Annotated in this window: 19 protein-coding genes and 1 tRNA gene; 16 read left to right on the top strand and 4 right to left on the bottom strand. The window is 71.1% G+C overall.

Features of this window, described 5'->3' with window-relative positions; genetic code table 11:
• Positions 1 to 5: 5 nt before the first annotated feature.
• The 9 genes from AB0M97_RS11415 (at position 6) to AB0M97_RS11375 (ending at position 11,537) form a co-directional block, all read left to right on the top strand.
• Entirely contained in the window at positions 6 to 1,955 is a 1,950-nt protein-coding gene (locus AB0M97_RS11415; protein WP_365960554.1) for an acetyl-CoA carboxylase biotin carboxylase subunit, read from the top strand.
• Positions 1,952 to 2,899 (top strand): hydroxymethylglutaryl-CoA lyase, encoded by a 948-nt coding sequence (locus tag AB0M97_RS11410; RefSeq protein WP_365960553.1) that lies wholly within the window; start codon positions 1,952 to 1,954, stop codon positions 2,897 to 2,899. The genes AB0M97_RS11415 and AB0M97_RS11410 overlap by 4 nt, the downstream gene beginning before the upstream one ends.
• Positions 2,900 to 2,905: 6 nt before the next feature.
• A complete protein-coding gene (locus AB0M97_RS11405) occupies positions 2,906 to 4,066 on the top strand; it encodes an acyl-CoA dehydrogenase family protein (RefSeq protein ID WP_365960552.1) in 1,161 nt (386 codons plus the stop codon).
• Between the two features lie 295 nt (positions 4,067 to 4,361).
• Entirely contained in the window at positions 4,362 to 5,408 is a 1,047-nt protein-coding gene (locus AB0M97_RS11400) for an ABC transporter substrate-binding protein (protein ID WP_365960551.1), read from the top strand.
• A gap of 131 nt (positions 5,409 to 5,539) precedes the next feature.
• Complete coding sequence (locus AB0M97_RS11395; RefSeq protein WP_365960550.1) at positions 5,540 to 6,412, top strand: siderophore-interacting protein; 873 nt, start codon at positions 5,540 to 5,542, stop codon at positions 6,410 to 6,412.
• Positions 6,413 to 6,534: 122 nt separating this feature from the next.
• Entirely contained in the window at positions 6,535 to 7,977 is a 1,443-nt protein-coding gene (gene desA / locus AB0M97_RS11390; RefSeq protein WP_365960549.1) for a lysine decarboxylase DesA, read from the top strand.
• Complete coding sequence (locus AB0M97_RS11385) at positions 7,961 to 9,241, top strand: lysine N(6)-hydroxylase/L-ornithine N(5)-oxygenase family protein (protein WP_365960548.1); 1,281 nt, start codon at positions 7,961 to 7,963, stop codon at positions 9,239 to 9,241. The genes desA and AB0M97_RS11385 overlap by 17 nt, the downstream gene beginning before the upstream one ends.
• Positions 9,238 to 9,768, top strand: a complete 531-nt coding sequence (locus AB0M97_RS11380) for a GNAT family N-acetyltransferase (RefSeq protein WP_365960547.1) — start codon at positions 9,238 to 9,240, stop codon at positions 9,766 to 9,768. Before AB0M97_RS11385 ends, AB0M97_RS11380 begins: the two co-directional genes overlap by 4 nt.
• Positions 9,765 to 11,537 carry an IucA/IucC family siderophore biosynthesis protein gene (locus tag AB0M97_RS11375; protein ID WP_365960546.1) on the top strand — a complete coding sequence of 591 codons (1,773 nt, stop codon included), beginning with the start codon at positions 9,765 to 9,767 and terminating at the stop codon, positions 11,535 to 11,537. Before AB0M97_RS11380 ends, AB0M97_RS11375 begins: the two co-directional genes overlap by 4 nt.
• Positions 11,538 to 11,608: 71 nt before the next feature.
• Here AB0M97_RS11375 and AB0M97_RS11370 read toward each other — a convergent pair whose 3' ends face one another.
• Positions 11,609 to 13,171, bottom strand: a complete 1,563-nt coding sequence (locus tag AB0M97_RS11370; RefSeq protein WP_365960545.1) for a beta-N-acetylhexosaminidase — start codon at positions 13,169 to 13,171, stop codon at positions 11,609 to 11,611.
• 171 nt (positions 13,172 to 13,342) lie between these two features.
• On the opposite strand from AB0M97_RS11370, the gene AB0M97_RS11365 reads away from it, so the two are divergent.
• Both AB0M97_RS11365 and glmS read left to right on the top strand, forming a co-directional pair.
• Positions 13,343 to 13,600, top strand: coding sequence for a hypothetical protein (locus tag AB0M97_RS11365; protein WP_365960576.1), 258 nt, complete (start codon positions 13,343 to 13,345; stop codon positions 13,598 to 13,600).
• Positions 13,601 to 13,613: 13 nt separating this feature from the next.
• On the top strand, positions 13,614 to 15,431 hold the full coding sequence (gene glmS, locus AB0M97_RS11360; RefSeq protein ID WP_365960544.1) for a glutamine--fructose-6-phosphate transaminase (isomerizing): 1,818 nt from the start codon (positions 13,614 to 13,616) through the stop codon (positions 15,429 to 15,431).
• Between the two features lie 348 nt (positions 15,432 to 15,779).
• Here the strand turns inward: glmS and AB0M97_RS11355 are convergent, their stop codons facing one another.
• Complete coding sequence (locus AB0M97_RS11355; protein WP_365960543.1) at positions 15,780 to 16,307, bottom strand: universal stress protein; 528 nt, start codon at positions 16,305 to 16,307, stop codon at positions 15,780 to 15,782.
• A gap of 825 nt (positions 16,308 to 17,132) precedes the next feature.
• Between AB0M97_RS11355 and AB0M97_RS11350 the strand changes: the two genes are divergently transcribed.
• The 3 genes from AB0M97_RS11350 (at position 17,133) to AB0M97_RS11340 (ending at position 19,370) form a co-directional block, all read left to right on the top strand.
• Entirely contained in the window at positions 17,133 to 18,455 is a 1,323-nt protein-coding gene (locus AB0M97_RS11350) for a helix-turn-helix domain-containing protein (protein WP_365960542.1), read from the top strand.
• A 124-nt stretch (positions 18,456 to 18,579) separates the two neighbouring features.
• On the top strand, positions 18,580 to 19,182 hold the full coding sequence (gene orn, locus AB0M97_RS11345; protein ID WP_365960541.1) for an oligoribonuclease: 603 nt from the start codon (positions 18,580 to 18,582) through the stop codon (positions 19,180 to 19,182).
• 115 nt (positions 19,183 to 19,297) lie between these two features.
• Positions 19,298 to 19,370, top strand: a tRNA-His gene (locus AB0M97_RS11340).
• A gap of 59 nt (positions 19,371 to 19,429) precedes the next feature.
• Here the strand turns inward: AB0M97_RS11340 and AB0M97_RS11335 are convergent.
• A complete protein-coding gene (locus tag AB0M97_RS11335) occupies positions 19,430 to 20,242 on the bottom strand; it encodes a methyltransferase domain-containing protein (protein WP_365960540.1) in 813 nt (270 codons plus the stop codon).
• Between the two features lie 55 nt (positions 20,243 to 20,297).
• On the opposite strand from AB0M97_RS11335, the gene AB0M97_RS11330 reads away from it, so the two are divergent.
• Both AB0M97_RS11330 and AB0M97_RS11325 read left to right on the top strand, forming a co-directional pair.
• Positions 20,298 to 21,017: a GntR family transcriptional regulator gene (locus AB0M97_RS11330; RefSeq protein WP_365960539.1), complete on the top strand. Its 720-nt coding sequence runs from the start codon at positions 20,298 to 20,300 to the stop codon at positions 21,015 to 21,017.
• 86 nt (positions 21,018 to 21,103) lie between these two features.
• Positions 21,104 to 21,646 (top strand): hypothetical protein, encoded by a 543-nt coding sequence (locus AB0M97_RS11325; protein WP_365960538.1) that lies wholly within the window; start codon positions 21,104 to 21,106, stop codon positions 21,644 to 21,646.
• Positions 21,647 to 21,780: 134 nt separating this feature from the next.
• Here AB0M97_RS11325 and AB0M97_RS11320 read toward each other — a convergent pair whose 3' ends face one another.
• Complete coding sequence (locus AB0M97_RS11320; protein ID WP_365960537.1) at positions 21,781 to 22,836, bottom strand: LacI family DNA-binding transcriptional regulator; 1,056 nt, start codon at positions 22,834 to 22,836, stop codon at positions 21,781 to 21,783.
• Positions 22,837 to 23,136 lie beyond the last annotated feature (300 nt).

Raw genomic sequence — 23,136 nt, 5'->3', positions numbered from 1 at the left:
CGAACATGTTCGAGACAGTCCTGGTGGCCAACCGCGGCGAGATCGCCGTCCGGGTCATCCGTACGCTGCGCGCCCTGGGCGTGCGCTCGGTGGCGGTGTACTCCGACGCGGACGCCGACGCCCGGCACGTGCGGGAGGCCGACACGGCGGTACGGATCGGGCCCGCGCCCGCCGCCGAGAGCTATCTGTCCGTCGAGCGCCTGCTGGAGGCGGCGGCCCGCACGGGCGCCCAGGCGGTGCACCCCGGGTACGGCTTCCTCGCGGAGAACGCCGGCTTCGCGCGCGCCTGCGCCGAGGCGGGCCTGGTGTTCATCGGGCCGCCCGCCGACGCCATCGCCCTCATGGGCGACAAGATCCGCGCCAAGGAGACCGTGCAGGCGGCCGGGGTGCCGGTGGTGCCCGGGTCGAGCGGCAGCGGGCTGGACGACGGCCAACTGGCCGAGGCCGCCCGCGGGATCGGCATGCCGGTGCTGCTGAAGCCGTCGGCGGGCGGCGGCGGCAAGGGCATGCGCCTGGTGCGGGACGAGGCGCTGCTGGCGGAGGAGATCGCCGCCGCCCGCCGCGAGGCCCGCGCCTCCTTCGGCGACGACACGCTCCTGGTGGAGCGGTGGATCGACCGGCCCCGGCACATCGAGATCCAGGTCCTGGCCGACGGCCACGGCAACGTGGTGCACCTGGGCGAGCGCGAGTGCTCCCTCCAGCGCCGCCACCAGAAGATCATCGAGGAGGCGCCCAGCGTGCTCCTCGACGGGGCCACGCGCGCGGCGATGGGCGAGGCGGCGGTCCAGGCGGCCCGCTCCTGCGGCTACCGCGGCGCGGGCACGGTGGAGTTCATCGTGCCCGGCGGCGACCCGTCGTCGTACTACTTCATGGAGATGAACACCCGCCTCCAGGTCGAGCACCCGGTCACCGAGCTGGTCACCGGCCTGGACCTGGTGGAGTGGCAGCTGCGGGTCGCGGCGGGCGAGCCGCTGGCGTTCGGGCAGGACGACGTCCGCCTCACCGGGCACGCGGTGGAGGCCCGCATCTGCGCCGAGGACCCGGCGCGCGGCTTCCTGCCGTCGGGCGGCACGGTGCTGCGGCTGCGCGAACCGCAGGGCGACGGCGTCCGCACCGACTCCGGCCTCACCGAGGGCACGGAGGTCGGCAGCCTGTACGACCCGATGCTGTCGAAGGTCATCGCGTACGGTCCCGACCGGGCGACCGCGCTGCGCCGGCTGCGCGCGGCCCTCGCGGAGACGGTCACGCTGGGCGTGCAGACCAACGCCGGGTTCCTGCGGCGGCTGCTGGCCCACCCGGCGGTCGTGGCGGGCGACCTGGACACGGGCCTGGTGGAGCGGGAGGTCGACGGGCTCGTCGGCGGTGACGTCCCGGAGGAGGTCTACGAGGCCGCGGCGGCCGTCCGGCTCGACGCGCTGCGCCCGCGCGGCGACGGCTGGACGGACCCGTTCTCGGTGCCGACCGGCTGGCGGCTGGGCGGACAGCCGAAGCCCCTGTCCTTCCCGCTGCGGGCCCAGGGCGACCCCGTCACGCACACCCCGCGCGGCACGCACACCGTCACCGAGGACCGGGTGACCGTCACGCTGGACGGCGTCCGGCACGCCTTCCACCGCGCGGGCGACTGGCTCGGCCGCGACGGCGACGCCTGGCACGTGCGCGACCACGACCCGGTCGCCGCGTCCCTGACCCGCGCCGCCCACGGCGGTGCCGACTCCCTCACGGCACCCATGCCGGGCACGGTCACGGTCGTGAAGGTGGCCGTCGGCGACGAGGTGACGGCCGGTCAGAGCCTGCTGGTCGTCGAGGCGATGAAGATGGAGCACGTCATCTCCGCCCCGCACGCCGGCACGGTCGCCGAGCTGGACGTCACGCCGGGCACCACGGTCGCCATGGACCAGGTGCTCGCGGTGATCGCGCCCGCGGACGCCTCGGCGGCGCGGGAGGAAGCGCCGTGAGCACCCCCGAGCTGGGCCTGCCGATGACCGTCCGGGCGGACGGCCTGCCCGCCCGGGTCCGGATCCACGAGGTGGGCCCGCGCGACGGCCTGCAGAACGAGAAGGAGTCCGTCCCCACGCCGGTCAAGGCGGAGTTCGTCCGCCGCCTCGCCGACGCGGGCCTGACGACGGTCGAGGCGACCAGCTTCGTGCACCCCAAGTGGGTGCCCCAGCTGGCGGACGCGGAGCAGCTGTACCCGCTCGTCGCCGACCTGCCGGTGGCCCTGCCGGTGCTGGTGCCGAACGAACGCGGCCTGGAGCGCGCCCTGGCCCTCGGCGCCCGCCGGGTCGCCGTGTTCGCCAGCGCCACGGAGTCCTTCGCGCGGGCCAACCTGAACCGCACGGTGGACGAGGCGATCGCCATGTTCGAGCCGGTGGTCGCCCGCGCGAAGGCGGAGGGCGTCCACGTCCGCGGCTATCTGTCGATGTGCTTCGGCGACCCCTGGGAGGGCCCGGTGCCGGTCCCGCAGGTCGTGCGGGTGTGCCGGACGCTGCTCGCCATGGGCTGCGACGAGCTGAGCCTCGGCGACACGATCGGCGTGGCCACCCCGGGCCACGTCGCGGCGCTCCTCTCCGCGCTGACCGAGGCGCAGGTGCCCACCGACGTCCTCGGCGTGCACTTCCACGACACCTACGGCCAGGCGCTCGCCAACACCCTCGCGGCGCTCCAGCACGGTGTCACGACCGTCGACGCCTCGGCGGGCGGCCTGGGCGGCTGCCCGTACGCACGGTCGGCGACCGGCAACCTCGCCACCGAAGACCTCGTGTGGATGCTGCGGGGCCTCGGCATCGACACAGGAGTCGACCTCGGCCGTCTCGTCGCCACGAGCGCGTGGATGGCCGGCCGGCTGGGCCGGCCCAGCCCGTCCCGCACCGTCCGTGCCCTCTCCCACCAGGAGCAGTGAAGACCGATGGACCACAAGCTCTCCCCCGAACTGGAAGAACTCCGCCGCACGGTCGAGGAGTTCGCACACGACGTCGTCGCACCGAAGATCGGCGACTTCTACGAGCGGCACGAGTTCCCGTACGAGATCGTGCGGGAGATGGGCCGCATGGGCCTGTTCGGCCTGCCGTTCCCGGAGGAGTACGGCGGCATGGGCGGCGACTACTTCGCGCTGGGCGTGGCCCTGGAGGAGCTGGCCCGGGTGGACTCGTCGGTCGCCATCACCCTGGAGGCGGGTGTCTCGCTGGGCGCGATGCCGATCCACCTGTTCGGCACGGAGGAGCAGAAGCGGCAGTGGCTTCCCCGGCTGTGCGCGGGCGAGATCCTGGGCGCCTTCGGTCTGACGGAGCCGGACGGCGGCTCGGACGCGGGCGCGACGCGCACGACGGCGCGCCTGGACGAGACGACGAACGAGTGGGTCATCAACGGCACGAAGTGCTTCATCACCAACTCGGGCACCGACATCACCGGCCTGGTCACGGTCACGGCGGTCACCGGCCGCAAGCCGGACGGCAGGCCGCAGATCTCGGCCGTCATCGTCCCGTCGGGCACGCCGGGCTTCACGGTGGCCGCGCCGTACTCGAAGGTGGGGTGGAACGCCTCGGACACGCGTGAGCTGTCCTTCTCCGACGTCCGCGTCCCGGCGGCCAACCTGCTGGGCGAGGAGGGCCGGGGCTACGCGCAGTTCCTGCGCATCCTGGACGAGGGCCGCATCGCCATCGCGGCGCTGGCCACGGGTCTGGCGCAGGGCTGCGTGGACGAGTCGGTCAAGTACGCGAAGGAACGTCACGCCTTCGGCCGTCCGATCGGCGCCAACCAGGCGATCCAGTTCAAGATCGCCGACATGGAGATGAAGGCCCACACGTCCCGCCTCGCCTGGCGGGACGCGGCGAGCCGGCTGGTCGCCGGAGAGCCCTTCAAGAAGGAGGCGGCCCTGGCGAAGCTCTACTCCTCCACGATCGCCGTCGACAACGCCCGTGACGCGACCCAGATCCACGGTGGCTACGGCTTCATGAACGAGTACCCGGTGGCCCGCATGTGGCGCGACTCGAAGATCCTGGAGATAGGCGAGGGCACGAGCGAGGTCCAGCGGCTGCTGATCGCCCGCGAGCTGGGCCTGACGACCTGACACCCGGCGACCGCACCCGCGACCGGACGGCCGGCCCGCGCCACCGTGGCGCGGGCCGGCCGTCCGGCGTATCCGAACGAACCGGCGCTGGCCGGAAGTTGACACCCTTTGAGCCCCACCGACCCTCGTCCGGCCCTCGCCGTGACGCAGCTCGCGCCCGGTCGGCGCATCGAGGGGCGAGGTCAGGGGCAGGTGCGCTGTGACGGACCCCACGACTGGACACCACATGAGGTTAGGCTAACCTACCTTCGACTTGTCCGGCGGGCGTTCCGCCCCGTTCGAAAGCAGCCACACCATGTCCAATGCCAGAGCCCCTCACCCCACTCGCCGCGGCATCCTGGCCGCGGGCGGCGCCCTCGGTCTCGGGGCCGTGCTCGCGGCCTGCGGCGACGACGACGCGAAAAGCGGTGGCTCCGGCGACGAGACGGCGGCCGCCAAGTCCGGTCCCTGGTCGTTCAAGGACGACCGCGGCAAGACCGTCGCACTCGACAAGGTTCCCTCCAGCATCGTCGCCTTCACCGGCGTCGGCGCCGCCCTGCACGACTACGGCATCCGGGTCAAGGGCGTCTTCGGCCCGACCAGGACCAAGGACGGCAAGCCGGACGTGCAGGCCGGCGACATGGACGTCAGCAAGGTCACGGTCCTCGGCAACGTCTGGGGTTCGTTCAACGTCGAGAAGTACGCCGCCCTCGCGCCGGACCTCCTGATCTCCACCACGTTCGACGCCGCGGGCACCCTCTGGTACGTCCCGGAGGAGTCCAAGGACAAAATCGCCAAGCTCGCCCCGAGCGTCGCCATCTCCGCCTACGACCGCAAGCTCGACGTGGCCCTCGGCCGCATGCTGGAGCTGGCCGAGTCCCTCGGCGCGGACGTGAAGGCGAGCGGTGTCACCGAGGCGAAGAAGCGGTTCGACGCCGCGGCGGCCCGGCTGCGCGCCGCCGCCAAGGCCCGCCCGGAGATCAAGGTGCTGGCCGGCTCCGCGAGCGACCAGCTGTTCTACGTCTCCGGCACCAACCTCTCCCTGGACCTGGAGTACTTCAAGTCCCTCGGCGTGAACTTCGTGGAGCCGCCCGAGAAGGCCAAGGCCCAGGGCGGCGGCTGGTTCGAGAGCCTCAGCTGGGAGAACGTCGACAAGTACCCGGCCGACGTCATCATGATGGACGACCGCTCCTCGACCATCCAGCCCGCCGACATCACCGAGGGCACCTGGAAGCAGCTGCCCGCCGTCAAGGCCGGCCAGGTCATCGCGCGCTCCCCCGAGCCGATCCTGTCCTACGACAAGTGCGTGCCGCTGCTGGAGAATCTCGCCAAGGCGATCGAGGACGCGAAGAAGGTGGCGTAGCGCTTCGCCGACGGGGCGGGGAGCGCCGTCGGGGTGCTCTGTGTGGGGGACTGCGGTCGCGTTGTGGCGGCGCGCGGTCCCCGCGCCCCTGACGCCGGCCTGCCCCTCTGACAGAGAACCCAGGAGTGTTCATGTCGACCGCCGTGGCCGCCTCCCCGTTCCGTTTCTTCTCCCTTCAGGTCGTGCGGACGCAGCGGCTCGGGCCGTCCATGGTCCGGGTCGGTTTCGCCGGGCCCGATCTGCGCGCGTTCCGCTCCGACGGACGTGACCAGTCGCTGTCGCTGTTCCTGCCGCACCCCGGCCAGAGCGCGCCGGTGGTGCCGGTCGAGCTGGGCGAGGACTGGTGGCGGGGCTGGCGTGAACTCCCCGACGACGTACGGGCGGTGATGCGCTCGTACACGCTCCGGGCGCTGCGCGCGGACGCCGGCGGGCACACCACCGAGATCGACATCGACTTCGTGCTGCACGGCGTCGAGCCGGACGCTGCGGCGCAGGCCGGTCCGGCCGCCCGCTGGGCCGCGCGCGCCGCCGCCGGTGACCGGGTGCTGGTGCTCGGCCCGGCCGTCGCGGACAACCGGGCGATCCGGTTCCGTCCTCCGCGGGACACCGACCTGGTGGTGATGTGGGGCGACGAGACCGCGGTACCGGCCGCCCTGGCCGGTGTCGAGTCGCTGCCGACCGGCACCCGCGCCCGGGTGTGGCTGGAGGTGCCGCACGCCGGGGACATCCAGGACGTCACCACCCGGGCGGACGCGGAGATCACCTGGCTGGTGCGCGACGAGGCGTCCGGGCAGGGCTCCCCCATGGCACTGTCCGCGCTGCGCGGCACCGCCTTGCCGCCCGCCGAGCGGCCGTACGTGTGGCTCGCCGGCGAGTCCGGCTGCGTGAAGGAGCTGCGCCGGCACTTCGTGCGCGAGCGGGGCTTCGACCGCGGCCGGGTTGTGTTCGTGGGCTACTGGCGTCAGGGCCTCACCGAGGAGCAACTGCGCGAGCAGGAGGCCTGACCCCCGCCCGCCCCGCCGACGCTCGCCCTGGCAAGATTTAATTAGGTTAGGCTAACCTAAGTAAAGCCCGCGGTTCTGACTCTTCCGTCTCTCACGGACCGTCCCCACCGGAGGACTCCCCCATGCGCTCGCACCTGCTCAACGACACCACCGCGGAGCACTACCGCCGCTCCGTGACCGAAGGAGTCGAGCGGGTGGCCGCCAAACTCGCCACCACCGACCGCCCGTTCACCGGCGTCACGGTCGACGCCCTCGCCCCCCGCATCGACGCGATCGACCTCGACCGGCCGCTGCACGACACCACCGCGGTGCTCGACGAGCTGGAGGAGGTCTACCTGCGGGACGCGGTCTACTTCCACCACCCCCGCTACCTGGCCCACCTCAACTGCCCGGTCGTCATCCCCGCCGTCCTCGGCGAGGCCGTCCTGTCCGCCGTCAACTCCTCCCTCGACACCTGGGACCAGTCGGCCGGCGGCACCCTCATCGAGCGCAAGCTGATCGACTGGACGACGCGGCGCATCGGGCTCGGCCCCGCCGCCGACGGCGTGTTCACCTCCGGCGGCACCCAGTCCAACCTCCAGGCGCTGCTGCTGGCCCGCGAGGAGGCCAAGTCCCGCGACCTGGCGAAACTGCGCGTCTTCGCCTCCGAGGTCAGCCACTTCAGCGTGAAGAAGTCGGCGAAACTGCTCGGCCTCGGCCCCGACGCCGTGGTCGTCGTCCCCGCCGACCAGGACAAGCGGATGCGGACGGTCGCGCTCGCCCACGAGCTGGAGCGCTGCGTGCGAGGCGGACTCGTGCCCATGGCGGTCGTCGCCACCGCCGGAACCACCGACTTCGGCTCCATCGACCCACTGCCCGAGGTCGCGGAGCTGTGCGAGCGGTTCGGCACCTGGCTGCACGTCGACGCCGCCTACGGCTGCGGGCTGCTCGCCTCCCTGAAGTACCGGGACCGCCTGACCGGCATCGAGCGCGCCGACTCCGTCACCGTCGACTACCACAAGTCCTTCTTCCAGCCGGTCAGTTCCTCGGCCGTGCTGGTCCGCGACGCCGCCACCCTGCGGCACGCCACCTACCACGCGGAGTACCTCAACCCGCGGCGCATGGTGGAGGAGCGCATACCCAACCAGGTCGACAAGTCCCTCCAGACCACCCGCCGCTTCGACGCGCTCAAGCTGTGGATGACACTGCGCGTGATGGGCGCCGACGGCATCGGGCAGCTGTTCGACGAGGTCGTCGACCTGGCCCGGGAGGGCTGGCGGCTGCTCGCCGCCGACCCGCGCTTCGACGTGGTGGTGGAGCCGTCGCTGTCCACCCTGGTCTTCCGCTACATCCCCGCCGCGGTCACCGACCCGGCGCAGATCGACCGCGCCAACCTGTACGCCCGCAAGGCGCTGTTCGCGTCCGGCGACGCCGTGGTCGCGGGCACCAAGGTGGCCGACCGGCACTACCTGAAGTTCACCCTGCTCAACCCCGAGACGACGGCGTCCGACATCTCCGCCGTCCTCGACCTGATCGCCGGCCACGCCGAGCAGTACCTGGGAGAGTCCCTTGACCGCGCTTCCTGAATCCGCCCGCACGTACGACTTCGTGGGGATCGGGCTCGGCCCCTTCAACCTCGGCCTCGCCTGCCTGACCGAGCCCATCGCCGAACTCGACGGCGTCTTCCTGGAGTCGAAGCCCGGCTTCGAGTGGCACGCGGGCATGTTCCTGGACGGCGCCCACCTCCAGACGCCGTTCATGTCGGACCTGGTCACCCTCGCCGACCCGACCTCGCCGTACTCCTTCCTGAACTACCTGAAGGAGAAGGGCCGGCTGTACTCGTTCTACATCCGGGAGAACTTCTACCCGCTGCGCGTCGAGTACGACGACTACTGCCGCTGGGCCGCGGGCAAGCTGACCAGCGTCCGCTTCGGCACCACGGTCACCGAGGTCACCTACGACGAGGCGGACGGGCTGTACCTGGTCCGCACCCGGGACGACGAGACGTACCGCGCCCGCCGCCTGGTCCTCGGCACCGGCACCCCGCCGTACATCCCGGAGGCCTGCCGGGGCCTGGCCGGCGACTTCATCCACAACTCCCGGTACGTCCAGCACAAGGCGGAGCTGCAGAAGAAGGAGTCGATCACGCTGGTGGGCAGCGGGCAGTCCGCCGCCGAGATCTACTACGACCTGCTCAGCGAGATCGACGTCCACGGCTACCGGCTGAACTGGGTCACCCGCTCCCCGCGGTTCTTCCCGCTGGAGTACACCAAGCTCACGCTGGAGATGACCTCCCCGGAGTACATCGACTACTACCGCGCCCTGCCGGAGCAGACCCGCTACCGGCTCACGGCCCAGCAGAAGGGCCTGTTCAAGGGCATCGACGGCGACCTGATCAACGACATCTTCGACCTGCTCTACCAGAAGAACCTCGGCGGCCCGGTCCCCACCCGCCTGCTCACCAACTCGGCGCTCGTCGACGCCCGTTACCGGGACGGCAGCTACGAGCTGACCTTCCGGCAGGAGGAGCAGGAGAAGGAGTTCGGGCTGACCTCCGACGGGCTGATCCTCGCCACCGGCTACCGGTACGTCGAGCCCGAGTTCCTCAAGCCCGTCAGAGACCGGCTGGTCTACGACGCGCACGGCAACTTCGACGTCGGGCGCAACTACGCCGTCGACGTCACCGGCAAGGGCGTCTTCCTCCAGAACGCCGGCGTCCACACGCACAGCGTGACCAGCCCCGACCTGGGCATGGGCGCCTACCGGAACAGCTACATCATCCGGGAGATGCTCGGCACCGAGTACTACCCGGTGGAGAAGACGATCGCGTTCCAGGAGTTCTCCGTATGACCTTCACGTTCCGCCCCGTCGACCCCGCGCAGGACGCCGAGCTGCTGCACGGCTGGGTCACCCATCCGAAGGCCGCGTTCTGGATGATGCAGGACGCGGCACGGGAGGACGTCGAACGCGCCTACCGGGAGATCGCCGCCGACGAGCACCACCACGCCGAACTGGGCCTGCTCGACGGCGAACCGGCCTTCCTCATGGAGCGGTACGACCCCGCCCACCGCGAACTCGTCGGCCTGTACGAGCCGCTGCCCGGAGACGTCGGCATGCACTTCCTGACCCCGCCGACGGACCGGCCCGTGCACGGGTTCACCCGGTCCGTCATCACCGCCGTCATGGCCCGCCTCTTCGAGGACCCGGCCACGACCCGCGTCGTCGTCGAGCCGGACGTCGCCAACAAGGCCGTGCACGCCCTGAACGAGGCCGTCGGCTTCGTCCCCGAGCGCGAGATCCAGAAGCCGGAGAAGCGGGCGCTGCTGAGCTTCTGCACCCGGGAGCAGTTCCTCGCCGCGACGGGGGTGGCCGCATGAGCCTCTCCGACGCCGTCGCCCACCTCTCCCCCGAGCGCTGGGAGCGGGCCAACCGCCTGCTGCTCCGCAAGGCCCTCGCCGAGTTCGCGCACGAGCGGCTCATCACGCCCGAGGAGACCGGCGACGGCGGTTACGTCGTGCACTCCGACGACGGCACGACCGCGTACCGGTTCACCGCCGTGCGCCGCGCCCTCGACCACTGGCAGATCGACACCGAATCGATCACCCGCCACCGCGGCGGCGACGAACTCCCCCTCGCCGCGCTGGACTTCTTCATCGAGCTGAAGGACTCCCTCGGCCTGAGCGACGAGATCCTGCCCGTCTACCTGGAGGAGATCTCCTCCACCCTCTCCGGCACCTGCTACAAGCTCACCAAACCGCAGGTCACGTCCGCCGAGCTGGCCCGCGCCGGCTTCCAGGACATCGAGACCGGCATGACCGAGGGCCACCCCTGCTTCGTCGCCAACAACGGGCGGCTCGGTTTCGGCGTCCACGAGTACCTGTCGTACGCGCCCGAGACCGCGAGCCCGGTCCGGCTGGTGTGGCTGGCCGCGCACCGCTCGCGGGCGGCGTTCACGGCGGGCGCCGGCATCGAGTACGAGTCGTTCGTGCGGCAGGAGCTGGGCGAGGCGACCGTGGACCGCTTCCACGGCGTGCTGCGCGGCAGGGGCCTGGACCCGGCCGACTACCTGTTCATCCCGGTCCACCCCTGGCAGTGGTGGAACAAGCTGACCGTCACCTTCGCCGCCGAGGTCGCCCGCGGGCACCTGGTGTGCCTGGGCGAGGGCGAGGACGAGTACCTGGCCCAGCAGTCCATCCGGACCTTCTTCAACACCTCGCACCCCGAGAAGCACTACGTGAAGACGGCCCTGTCCGTGCTCAACATGGGCTTCATGCGCGGGCTCTCGGCCGCCTACATGGAGGCCACCCCGGCGATCAACGACTGGCTCGCGCAGCTCGTCGAGAACGACCCGGTGCTGAAGTCGACGGGCCTGACGATCATCCGCGAGCGGGCGGCCGTCGGCTACCGGCACCTGGAGTACGAGCAGGCCACCGACCGCTACTCGCCCTACCGCAAGATGCTCGCCGCGCTGTGGCGGGAGAGCCCGGTGCCGTCCCTCCGGGACGGCGAGACCCTCGCCACCATGGCGTCCCTGCTGCACGTCGACCACACCGGCGCGTCCTTCGCGGGCGCCCTGATCGAGCGGTCGGGCCTCGCCCCGAAGGAGTGGCTGCGGCACTACCTGCGGGCCTACTTCACCCCGCTGCTGCACAGCTTCTACGCCTACGACCTCGTCTACATGCCGCACGGCGAGAACGTCATCCTCGTGCTGGAGGACGGCGTGGTGCGGCGCGCGATCTACAAGGACATCGCCGAGGAGATCGTGGTCATGGACCCGGACGCGGCGCTGCCGCCGGAGGTCGCCCGCATCCGCGTGGAGGTCCCGGACGACACCAAGCTCCTGTCGATCTTCACGGACGTCTTCGACTGCTTCTTCCGCTTCCTCGCCGCGCACCTCGCCTCCGAGGGAATCCTGGAGGAGGACGGCTTCTGGCGCACGGTCGCGGAGGTCACCCGCGAGTACCAGGCGTCGGTGCCGGAACTGGCCGAGAAGTTCGCGCGGTACGACGTGTTCGCCGGGGAGTTCGCGCTGTCCTGCCTCAACCGGCTCCAGCTGCGGGACAACAAGCAGATGGTGGACCTCGCGGACCCGTCCGGCGCGCTCCAGCTCGTCGGCACGCTGAGGAACCCCATCGCGGGGCTGTAACCCGGCCCCCGGGGGACGGGCGGGCGCCCCGGAGACGGTCCTCCGGGGCGCCCGCCCGCGCGTCCGTGGTGTCAGCCCGTGGGCCAGGGCACCTGCGGCGACCGGTGGAAGCCGATCCCCAGCGCCTCCCACCGGGGCCCCTGCGCGGCGAGCCGCTCCCGGTAGTCCGCCCAGTCGTGCGTGGCGGCCGGGGACCAGCCCAGCTCGGCGACGCCGGGCAGCCGCGGGAAGGCCATGTAGTCGATGTGGGCGGAGTTCTCGACGGTCTCCGTCCACAGCGGCGCCTCCACACCGCGGATCGCCGAGGCCGGCACGTCCGGCAGATAGGCGGCCGGGTCCCAGTCATAGGAGCGCTGCACCTCGACGTAGCCCGCCCAGGACAGCCCGAGTGGGGTGTTCCGGTCGTACTTCATGTCGAGGTAGACCCGGTCGGCCGGGGACAGGATCAGCCCGGTGCCGTTGCGCGCGGCGGCGGCGACCCGTGCCTTCTCGGCGGCGCTGCTGGCGTCCACGCCCCAGTACTGGGCGAGGGCGCCCTCGGCCGGTTTCGCGCTGGTCAGCTGGTGCCAGCCGATGACCGTCTTGCCGTACTTGGCGACGACCGGCTGCACCCGGTCCATGAACGCCACGTAGTCGGCGTGCGGCGTGGAGTGCGCCTCGTCGCCGCCGATGTGGAAGTACGTGCCGGGCGTGAGCTCGGCGATCTCGCGCACCACGTCGTCCACGAAGTCGTACGTGACGTCCTTGCCGACGCACAGCGAGCTGAAGCCGACCCGGATGCCGGTGTAGAGCGGGGGCGCCACGCCGTCGCAGTTCAGCTCGGCGTAGGAGGCGAGCGCCGCGTTGGTGTGCCCCGGCATGTCGATCTCCGGGACGACCTCCAGGAACCGGGAGGTGGCGTACCGGACGATCTCCTTGTACTGCTCCTTGGTGTAGTAGCCGCCGGGGCCGCCGCCGACCTCGGTGGAGCCGCCGTACGTCGCCAGGCGCGGCCAGGAGTCGATGGCGATGCGCCAGCCCTGGTCGTCGCTGAGGTGCAGATGCAGTTTGTTGATCTTGTAGAGCGCCAGCTGGTCGATGTACCGCTTGACCTCGTCGACGTCGAAGAAGTGCCGGGAGACGTCGAGCATGGCGCCGCGCCAGCCGTAGCGCGGGGTGTCCTGGATCGTGCCGCCGGCGACCAGCCAGGGCCCGGGCTGCACGGAGTCCTTCTCGACGGCGGCCGGGAGGAGCTGGCGCAGGGTCTGGACGCCGTGGAAGAGGCCGGCGGGTTCGCCCGCGGTGATGGTGATGCCGGACCGGCCACTGTCGAGGCGGTAGCCCTCCTCGCCGAACGGCCCCTCGGACAGCCGCAGCCGGATGCCGCCGCTGCCCCGCCCGGTGACCGGCAGGGGGTAGCCGGTCGACGGGCGCAGGATGTCCGCGAGGTACTCGCCCACCTCGGCGGCCCCGGAGTCGGCGCGGATGTGCGTTCCGCGGGTGATGCGGTACGGGGCCCCGCCGGGCTCGGTGGCGGCGGGGGCCGGGACCACCCGGTCCAGCGGGGTGGGGGTGGCCTCCGGGGCCGGTGCGGCCCCGACGGAGAAGGCGCCGGCCGCCGCGACCAGCAGCAGCGAACCGAGCAGCCGGGTCATGCGGGGAGTCGATCTGTGGTGCCGTGTCACATGCGCTCCCTTCGGAAAATTGGTAGAGACCACTCTCCCGTAGAACACCGCGGGCGTCGATGCCCCGGACGCAACAACTCCGCTGCCCGGAATCGGGCAGATTTCTTGCGAAAGAGCCGCGTGTACCCCAGGATCTACCGGGTGCACGACGAACTTGTTGATCACCTGACGCGGTCCACTCCCCTGAACCGGGGCGAGGCTCTGCGGGTGGTCCAGGACGTGCTCGCCTACTTCGACGAGACGACCGAGGAGTACGTCCGTCGCCGCCACCGCGAACTCCAGGCCCAGGGCCTGGTGAACGCGGAGATCTTCGAACGGATCGCGGCGGATCTCCCCTACCGCGCGGTGGCCCCGCCCGAGCTCTCGCTCAGGCAGCTGCGGCGCATTGTCTACGGCTGAGGAACACCCATACATGTGCGGAATCGTCGGATACATCGGCAAGCGTGACGTCGCTCCCCTGCTGCTGGAGGGCCTGCAGCGGCTGGAGTACCGGGGCTACGACTCGGCGGGCATCGTCGTGACGTCCCCGAAGGCGGCCGGCCTGAAGATGGTGAAGGCCAAGGGCCGGGTCCGCGACCTGGAGGCCAGGGTCCCGGCGCGCTTCAAGGGCACCACCGGCATCGCCCACACCCGCTGGGCCACGCACGGCGCCCCGTCCGACGTGAACGCCCACCCGCACCTGGACGCCGGGAACAAGGTCGCCGTCGTCCACAACGGCATCATCGACAACGCCTCCGACCTGCGCCGCAAGCTGGAGGCGGACGGCGTCGAGTTCCTCTCCGAGACCGACACCGAGGTCCTCGTCCACCTCATCGCCCGCTCGCAGGCACAGAAGCTGGAGGACAAGGTCCGCGAGACCCTCCGGCTCATCGAGGGCACCTACGGCATCGCCGTGCTGCACGCCGACTTCCCGGACCGCATCGTCGTCGCCCGCAACGGCTCGCCGGTCGTCCTCGGCATCGGCGAGAAGGAGATGTTCGTCGCCTCGGACATCGCCGCGCTGGTCGCCCACACCCGCCAGGTCGTCACCCTGGACGACGGCGAGATGGCCACCCTCAAGGCCGACGACTTCCGCACGTACACCACCGAGGGCACCCGCACCACCGCCGAGCCGACCACCGTGGAGTGGGAGGCGGCCTCCTACGACATGGGCGGCCACGACACCTACATGCACAAGGAGATCCACGAGCAGGCCGAGGCCGTGGACCGCGTGCTGCGGGGCCGCATCGACGACCGCTTCTCCACCGTGCACCTGGGCGGCCTGAACCTGGACGCCCGCGAGGCGCGCCAGATCCGCCGTGTGAAGATCCTCGGCTGCGGCACCTCGTACCACGCGGGCATGATCGGCGCCCAGATGATCGAGGAGCTGGCCCGCATCCCCGCCGACGCCGAGCCGGCCTCGGAGTTCCGCTACCGCAACGCGGTCGTGGACCCCGACACCCTGTACATCGCGGTCTCCCAGTCCGGTGAGACGTACGACGTGCTGGCGGCCGTGCAGGAGCTGAAGCGCAAGGGCGCCCGGGTGCTCGGCGTGGTCAACGTGGTCGGTTCCGCGATCGCCCGCGAGGCGGACGGCGGCATCTACGTGCACGCGGGCCCGGAGGTCTGCGTCGTCTCCACCAAGTGCTTCACCAACACCACGGTGGCCTTCGCCCTGCTCGCCCTGCACCTGGGCCGCACCCGTGACCTGTCCGTCCGGGACGGCAGGCGGATCATCGAGGGCCTGCGGAAGCTGCCGGGGCAGATCGCCGAGGTCATGGAGCAGGAGGAGGAGATCAAGAAGCTGGCCCTGCAGTTCGCCGAGGCCCGCTCGATGCTCTTCATCGGCCGGGTCCGGGGCTACCCGGTCGCCCGCGAGGCCTCCCTGAAGCTCAAGGAAGTCTCCTACATCCACGCCGAGGCCTACCCGGCCTCCGAGCTGAAGCACGGCCCGCTCGCCCTGATCGAGCCCGCGCTGCCGACGGTGGCGATCGTCCCGGACGACGACCTGCTGGAGAAGAACCGCGCCGCGATGGAGGAGATCAAGGCCCGCAGCGGCAGGATCCTCGCGGTGGCCCACCAGTACCAGGAGAAGGCCGACCACACGATCGTCGTCCCGAAGAACGAGGACGAGCTGGACCCGATCCTGATGGGCATCCCCCTCCAACTCCTCGCCTACCACACGGCCCTGGCCCTGGGCCGGGACATCGACAAGCCGAGGAACCTGGCCAAGTCGGTCACGGTGGAATAGGCAGCGCCCCTGACGAGAGCGCCCCGACGGGGCGTGGGGAACTGCGCGAGCAACCCCGTCGGACCACCACAGGCGCGACAGAAGAACGGACCCCCGCGTGTGCCACCCTCACGCGGGGGCCCGTCCTCTCACGGCCAGGGGAAGGCACCCCCCCCCGCCGGCGCCGCCGACCGCGGGCCGTCACACCCCGGCCGCCGGCACGCCACGAGTGCGTCGCAGGTGACCGGTATATGCCCTTCACAAGGACACAAACACTCGTTACGCGTAAGTAGGTTCACTCGTTCCGGCGTACCGGCGCAGGGAGTTGACGCTCCGGCGACCCATCTCGCCGCAAGCGGGAGGCACGTACTACGGAATGACGACGACGGGCCGCTTCGCCCGCTTGGCCAGGCGCCCGGCGACGGAGCCGAAGATGCGTCCCACGATGCCGTGCGTGGAGCCGACGACGATCGCGTCCGCCTCGTACTCCCGCCCCACCTCTTCGAGTTCGTGGCAGATGTCGCCGCCGCGCTCGACCAGGATCCAGGGAACCTCGGCCAGATAGTCCGCGCAGGCCAGTTCCAGGCCCAGCACCTCGGTGCGGTGGTCCGGCACGTCCACGAAGACGGGCGGCTCGCAGCCCGCCCACACCGTGGTGGGCAGCCGGTTGGCGACGTGGACGATGATCAGGCCCGCTCGGGAGCGGTGCGCCATGCCGATCGCGTACGCCAGGGCGCGCTCGCTGGAGGTGGAGCCGTCGAAGCCGACGACCACACCGTGCTTGAAGGCTGGATCACACGAGTGACGTGCCTCTTCAGCCGCCAGGGGATCGGCCGCCGTCGGGTCGGCGACCGGCCGCTTGCGGTCCGCGGGTTCGAAGAATTCGTGAGCGGCCATGGCTGTCTCGGCGTTTTGATCCTTTATGGATGGGACGAACACTGCGCGACGGAGCCGTGTCCGGGAATCATCTTCCCAACCCCATACCCCCAAGGGTACGGCGCCACTCCTCCTTCTCCCAGACCCCGCGCACGGTCCGGGCGGGTTTCAGGGAGCATGCACGAGGGTGCGCCCGTCACGCAATGGTTGCTGCCCCGTACAGCCTGTTTGCCCAGGATTCACTCGTGTGCGCCAAGAGCGGGACACACAGTGACCGTCCGGCCGGGCGCGCGTTGAACTCCCCGCGCATCGCGCCCCAGGCAGGGCGCATGCCGGCACCCGCCACCCCTCCGAGGCGCCGCGCGCGCCCCGCCGGCTCCGCACCGGCACTCCCGCGGGACACCGCGGGCCGTGCGGTCCGCCGGAGGCCGAGGAAGGCACGCTGAGGGGCGTACACCGGCCGGTTGACCGGTTTCCATTCAACTGAACGCTGCTTTTCAGCCAACTTCTGGAATGCGCGCATCCCCCGCCCCAGGCACCCCCCAACCCCCGTTCCACCTGCACGGAAAGGGTCCCAGGGGCCCCGCGCGCCCTATGCGGATTGGCCACGGCGACGAGGCCCACTTCCCTGCACGCCCCACGAGTGCAACGCTTCGTGATCGAATGCTTCACGCCAAGTTGCCATGTCGACAATGAGCCCGGTGCTGAACTGGGTCCCGTCGTCACCGGGCGACACAGTAGATTCGATCTTGACTGTCTACGGCGGGGGACTCGTGCAGGACCGAGGGGAAACGTGCAGGAGCGACACGACCGAGGAGCCGCGACCACCGAGGGGGGCTTAGCAGTATGAGCCACGACTCCACTGCCGCGCCGGAAGCCGCGGCCCGGAAATTGTCCGGGCGACGCCGCAAGGAGATCGTCGCGGTGCTGCTGTTCAGCGGCGGCCCCATCTTCGAGAGTTCCATACCGCTGTCGGTGTTCGGAATCGACCGCCAGGACGCCGGCGTACCGCGCTACCGCCTGCTGGTGTGCGCGGGAGAGGACGGCCCGCTGCGGACCACAGGAGGCCTGGAACTCACCGCACCGCATGGCCTGGAGGCGATCTCCCGGGCGGGCACCGTCGTGGTGCCGGCCTGGCGTTCGATCACCTCACCGCCACCCGAGGAAGCGCTCGACGCGCTCCGCCGGGCACACGAGGAGGGCGCCCGCATCGTCGGACTGTGCACCGGCGCCTTCGTCCTCGCGGCGGCGGGCCTGCTGGACGGCCGCCCCGCGACCACACACTGGATGTACGCGCCGACGCTGGCCAAGCGCTATCCGTCGGTGCACGTCGACCCACGTGAGCTGTTCGTCGACGACGGCGACGTGCTCACCTCGGCCGGTACGGCCGCCGGGATCGACCTGTGCCTGCACATCGTGCGCACGGACCACGGCAACGAGGCGGCCGGCGCGCTGGCCCGCCGCCTGGTGGTCCCGCCACGCCGCAGCGGCGGCCAGGAGCGCTATCTCGACAGGTCTTTACCGGAGGAGATCGGCGCCGACCCGCTCGCCGAGGTCGTCGCCTGGGCGCTGGAGCACCTCCACGAGCAGTTCGACGTGGAGACGCTGGCGGCACGCGCGTACATGAGCCGTCGTACGTTCGACCGCCGGTTCCGCTCGCTCACCGGCAGCGCACCGCTCCAGTGGCTGATCACCCAGCGGGTGCTGCAGGCGCAGCGGCTGCTGGAGACGTCGGACTACTCGGTGGACGAGGTGGCGGGCCGCTGCGGCTTCCGCTCCCCCGTCGCGCTGCGCGGGCACTTCCGCCGCCAGCTCGGGTCCTCGCCCGCCGCCTACCGGGCGGCGTACCGGGCGCGCCGGCCGCAGAGCGAACGGCAGCCGGACGCCGACACCGGCTCGCACTCGCCCGGGCTGTCCGGCCAGCCGGCCCAGCACGGTCACCCCGGCAACGGCGGTCACTCCGGTACGGGCAGCCAGTCCGGCGCCGTCGGCCCGGCGGGGAACCCCGGCGGGCACCCGGAGAACCCGGTCCCGCTGCAGTCCCGGCGCGCGGCGGCGAGCGCCATAGGGTCCTCGGCGTCCCTGCCGGCCTCGGCCTCGGCCGACCACGGCCGTGAGGCGTACGTGCCGAGCCGGGCGAGCCTGCCGGGGCAGCGCAGCGGTATGTGACGGACACGGTGCGCGATCAGGGCCCGTGGGGAGGTGTGCTCCCCGCGGGCCCTTGCCGTGCGCGGCGGGACCCGGCGGCGCACGGGCATCACCACGCCGTCGCGGCGGGCCGTAGGGTTGGCCCATGAACGATCGCATGGTGTGGATCGACTGCGAGATGACCGGCCTCTCGCTGTCCGACGACGCGCTCATCGAGGTGGCCGCCCTCGTCACCGACTCCGAGCTGAACGTGCTCGGCGAGGGTGTGGACATCGTCATCCGTCCGCCGGACGAGGCGCTGGAGACGATGCCGGAGGTGGTGCGTCAGATGCACACCGCGTCCGGGCTGCTCGACGAGCTGCCCCGGGGCACGACGCTGGCGGACGCCGAGGAGCGTGTCCTCACGTACATCAAGCAGTACGTGAAGGAGCCGGGCAAGGCTCCGCTGTGCGGCAACTCCGTCGGCACCGACCGCGGCTTCCTGCTGCGGGACATGCCCACGCTGGAGAGCTACCTGCACTACCGCATCGTGGACGTGTCCTCGGTCAAGGAGCTGGCCCGGCGCTGGTACCCGCGGGCCTACTTCAACAGCCCCGAGAAGAACGGCAACCACCGCGCCCTCGCCGACATCCGCGAGTCCATCGCGGAACTCCGCTACTACCGCGAGGCCGTGTTCGTCCCCCAGCCGGGCCCGGACTCCGACACCGCCAAGACGATCGCCGCGAAGTACGTCTTGCCTGCTCAGTAGGGGTACCGGGGCCACCCGGAGGGGCGCCGCGAAAGTCGTGCGCGAGCACCCCTTCGGACCCTGTACACTTTTTCTCGGCCGGTCGGGGAAGCAACTGACTCCCACACCGGCCATGGTGGGTGTAGCTCAGCTGGTAGAGCACCTGGTTGTGGTCCAGGATGCCGCGGGTTCGAGTCCCGTCACTCACCCTGATATGACGAAGGGCCGACCCGTTCACGCGGGTCGGCCCTTCGCGTCATGGGTGCCCTCAGGCACGGCGGGCGACGGCGAGCAGGTGGGAGCTGGCGGCCATGAGTTCGGGATAGGGCTCGGCCAGCCGTGCGGCGGTCAGGGCGGACTCGAACAACGGGGAATCGGCGAGTGGTTCCCCGGTGTGCCGTTCGGTCGTGGCGAGCAGTGACCAGGCCGGTCCTTCAACACCGAAGACTTCCGCATCGGTGAACCCGGCGTCGGTCACCTCGTCGCGGAGCTGCTGCCAGCTGTGGAAGTACGCCCTGGTGAAGGCCTTCTTCCCGTCGTGCACCTGCGTGCGCAGGACGTCGGCGATGTTCCGCCGGAGCCCTTCGCGGTGGAGGTGCTGGTAGGCCACGTGCTCGAACAGCGCCGAGAACCGGTTGATACCCGCTGCCGCGAACAGCCCGCCCGGCTTCAGGACACGGAGCGCCTCGGCCATCGCCCTGTCCCGGTCGGCGCGCTCGAGAAGGTGGTAGAGGGGACCGAGTAGCAGGACGACGTCGTACGTCCCGTCCTGGGCGGTGAGGGCCCGGGCGTCACCGAGCTCCACGGTGGCACCCGTCTGCTCGGCCTGCTCGATGTGGCGGGCAACGGGATCGACCAGGTGCACCGTGTACCCGTCCTCCATGAGCCACCGGGCGTGGACACCCGGCCCTCCGCCGACATCCAGGACCCGTGCCGGTGGGAGTGGCAGGTAGCGTCGGAGAAGCTCCTGCGTACGCACCAGCTCGAGGCGGCCGTCGGCGGTGGTGGTCAGCCGGTCCGCCTCGTTGATGGTCTCGGCGTAGAAGGTCACGATCTCTGGCGCTGGCTCAGGGGTCGGCATGGCGGCAGTATGTCGCTGCATCGGTGGACCAGTCCAACCATGGGAAAGCACGCACATGCCGCTGTTGAAGTATGAGCAGATTGCCGAAGACCTGCGCACTCGGATCTCTGCCGGGGAGTTCGGGCCGCGTGACCTGCTGCCGTCCGGGCGCGACTTGGCCGAGCAGTGGGGCGTGTCGAGGGCAACCGTCGTCAAGGCGTACGACGTGCTGCGGGCCGACGGCCTGGTGGAGGCGCGCCAAGGCGCCGGTTTCACGGTGGCCGAGACGCCCGTCGCCCGGCCTGCCGGTGGCCGTCGTGCCGGTTCCGCCCGTGTCACCGGCGGTCGCCCCTTCCGGCGCCTGGGCACTCCGGACCGTGCCGTGCCACCGGCACACATCGCAGGCGCGCTGGGCTTGAGGCCTGGCGAGGAGGCTCTGCGGCGGATCAGGCTGGTCCTCCTCGAGGACGGCAGTCCGCACAGCCTGGTCACCGCGTGGTTCCCGCTGCCAGTGGCGGACGCCGCACCACGACTGGCGGCCAAGGGGCCCATCGCCGAAGGCACTACGCACTATGTCCGCCGCCAGACCGGCCGATCGCCGGCCGAAGGGGTCGACGTGACCACCGTCCGACTGGCCACGGAGGAGGAAGCCCGTCTCCTGGAGATCGACGTTCCTGCCGCCGTCGCTGTGGTGCAGCACGTGGCCGTCGACCAGCAACACCGTCCGCTGGTGTGCGAGGAGGGTGTGACACCGTCCCACGTGTTCGAGCAGACCGACAGCTACCCGATGCAGTGACGCCTGTCCCGAATCGCTTGACTGGACCGGTCCACCAGTCCAGTCTGGTGGTCATGCGCAGAGAATCCGCATCCCCACGTCCCGGTGTGCCCGCCGACGCAGAAGGGCGTGTGCACTGCGGCTCCGATCGGCGGCCGGCCGTCGAGCACTGGTTGTTGTCCACGCTCTCGACTGAGGAGCGGAAACAGGCGCTGACGCAGTGGCGGGACCACAGCGCCGCGCTCCTGCCGCTCGGCGACCTGTTCTCCGCTGTCCGGATCCCACGCCACTTGATCGAGGCCCTGGCGCGCACCGCGGTGCCCGCGGACCTGGACGAGTTCCTCGATCAGGCCCTCGACGGCGGACCCGTCATTTGCGACGACCGGCGCGGCAGGCGGTACTACGCGCTCGTACCGGCGACCATGCCTGTCACCTGGCACCAGGCCGTCGATGAATGGCGGTCGATGGACGTGGACTGTCTGGGGCGCGGCACGTATCTCGGCGTGCCGCGAGTGGAAGCCGTGGACCCCGTCTCCGGCGGCCCGGGCTCGTACTGGTCGGTTCCGATGTCGCCGACGGCCGCGCTGTGCTCACCCCTGCATGTCGCGCGCCTGCTCGCCGCGGCTCGGCAAGAACTGACGGCCGGGTAGGCCCGCTGACCGGCGTTCGGTGACCGCGAGGGTTGCCTCCCCCAGACTCCCGACGTCGCTTGCACCCACCCAGCGAACCGCGCACCGAACCCGCAAAGCCCGCCGGCACCCCACCCCGCCCGACCGCCGGAGGCTCACGCCGACTTGCGTGCCACCAGTTCCGTGGCCAGTACCACCTGCCGCCTCTCCAGACCCCGCGACGCCGGTGGGCGACGGTCGGCGATCTCCGTGAGGAGCAGGTCGATCATGCGGCGGCCCATTTCCTCGATGGGCTGGCGGACGCTGGTCAGCGGCGGGTCCATGTGGCGGGCGATGGCCGAGTCGTCGTAGCCCACCAGCGCCACGTCGTCCGGGATGCGGCGGCCCGCGTCGCGCAGGGCCTGCCGGGCGCCCGCCGCGGTCACGTCGGAGGCCGCGAAGACGGCGTCCAGATCGGGGCGCCGCTGCAGCAGCGCGGCCATCGCGCGGCGACCGCCCTCCTCGGAGAAGTCACCGGGCTCGATGAGGAGTTCGTCCACCCCGTGCCCCGCGTCCCGCAGCGCGTCCCGGTAGCCGTCGATGCGCCGCTGCGCGCCGTAGACGTCGAGGCGGCCGGTGATGTGGGCTATCCTCCCGCAGCCGCGGGCCAGCAGGTGCTCGACGGCCGAGCGCGCGCCGCCGTAGTTGTCGGAGTCGACCGACGGCAGGGTCTCCCCGGCGGATCTCGGTCCGCTGATCACGGCCGGGATCTCCAGCTGGGACAGCAGGTCGGGCAGCGGATCGTCGGCGTGCACGGAGACCAGCAGGACGCCGTCCACGCGGTGCGCCGCCAGGTACTGGGCGAGGCGGCGGCGCTCCCGGTCGTTGCCCGCGAAGATCAGCAGCAGCTGCATCTCCGTGTCGCCCAGCTCGGCGCCTACGCCCTTGAGCATGTCGGAGAAGTACGGCTCGGCGAAGAAGCGGGTCTCGGGCTCGGGCACGACGAGGGCGATGGCGTCGGTGCGGTTGGCGGCGAGCGCGCGGGCGGCCGTGTTGGGGACGTAGCCCAGCTCGGCCACCGCCGCCTCGACGGCGGCGCGGGTCGCGTCGCTGACCCGGGGCGAGCCGTTGATCACCCGTGAAACGGTGCCGCGCCCCACTCCGGCGCGCGCGGCGACCTCTTCCAGGGTCGGCCGACCACCGCTTCGGCCCCGCACTCCGTGGCCTGCCATTGGCCCCGCCTCCCGTCGACACCCCGCACTCTGCGGCTGGCCTGGAATTTAACAGTCCTGTCGGACACGATGACCTCCCGTGCCCTTCCACTCCAGACCCGGGTGACGCGCGAAGGCCTGATTTTCGGGGTCGGCCGCGACTGGCCGAAACGGAACCATCGCGGTCCAGTTAACAGCCCGATAACTGAACACATCTCCTCGTGTCCGGTCCCTTGACACCCCAGCTCGGACCGACGAACCTTCAACACATCACATGTGGGAGCGCTCCCACAGTACCTGGCACTTACACATCCCGCACGT

The sequence above is a fragment of the Streptomyces sp. NPDC051207 genome, from assembly GCF_040682395.1.
Classification (GTDB): Bacteria; Actinomycetota; Actinomycetes; order Streptomycetales; family Streptomycetaceae; genus Streptomyces.
Note: the sequence above shows the minus strand (reverse complement) of the source record. Positions and strands in the feature narration are given on the sequence as shown.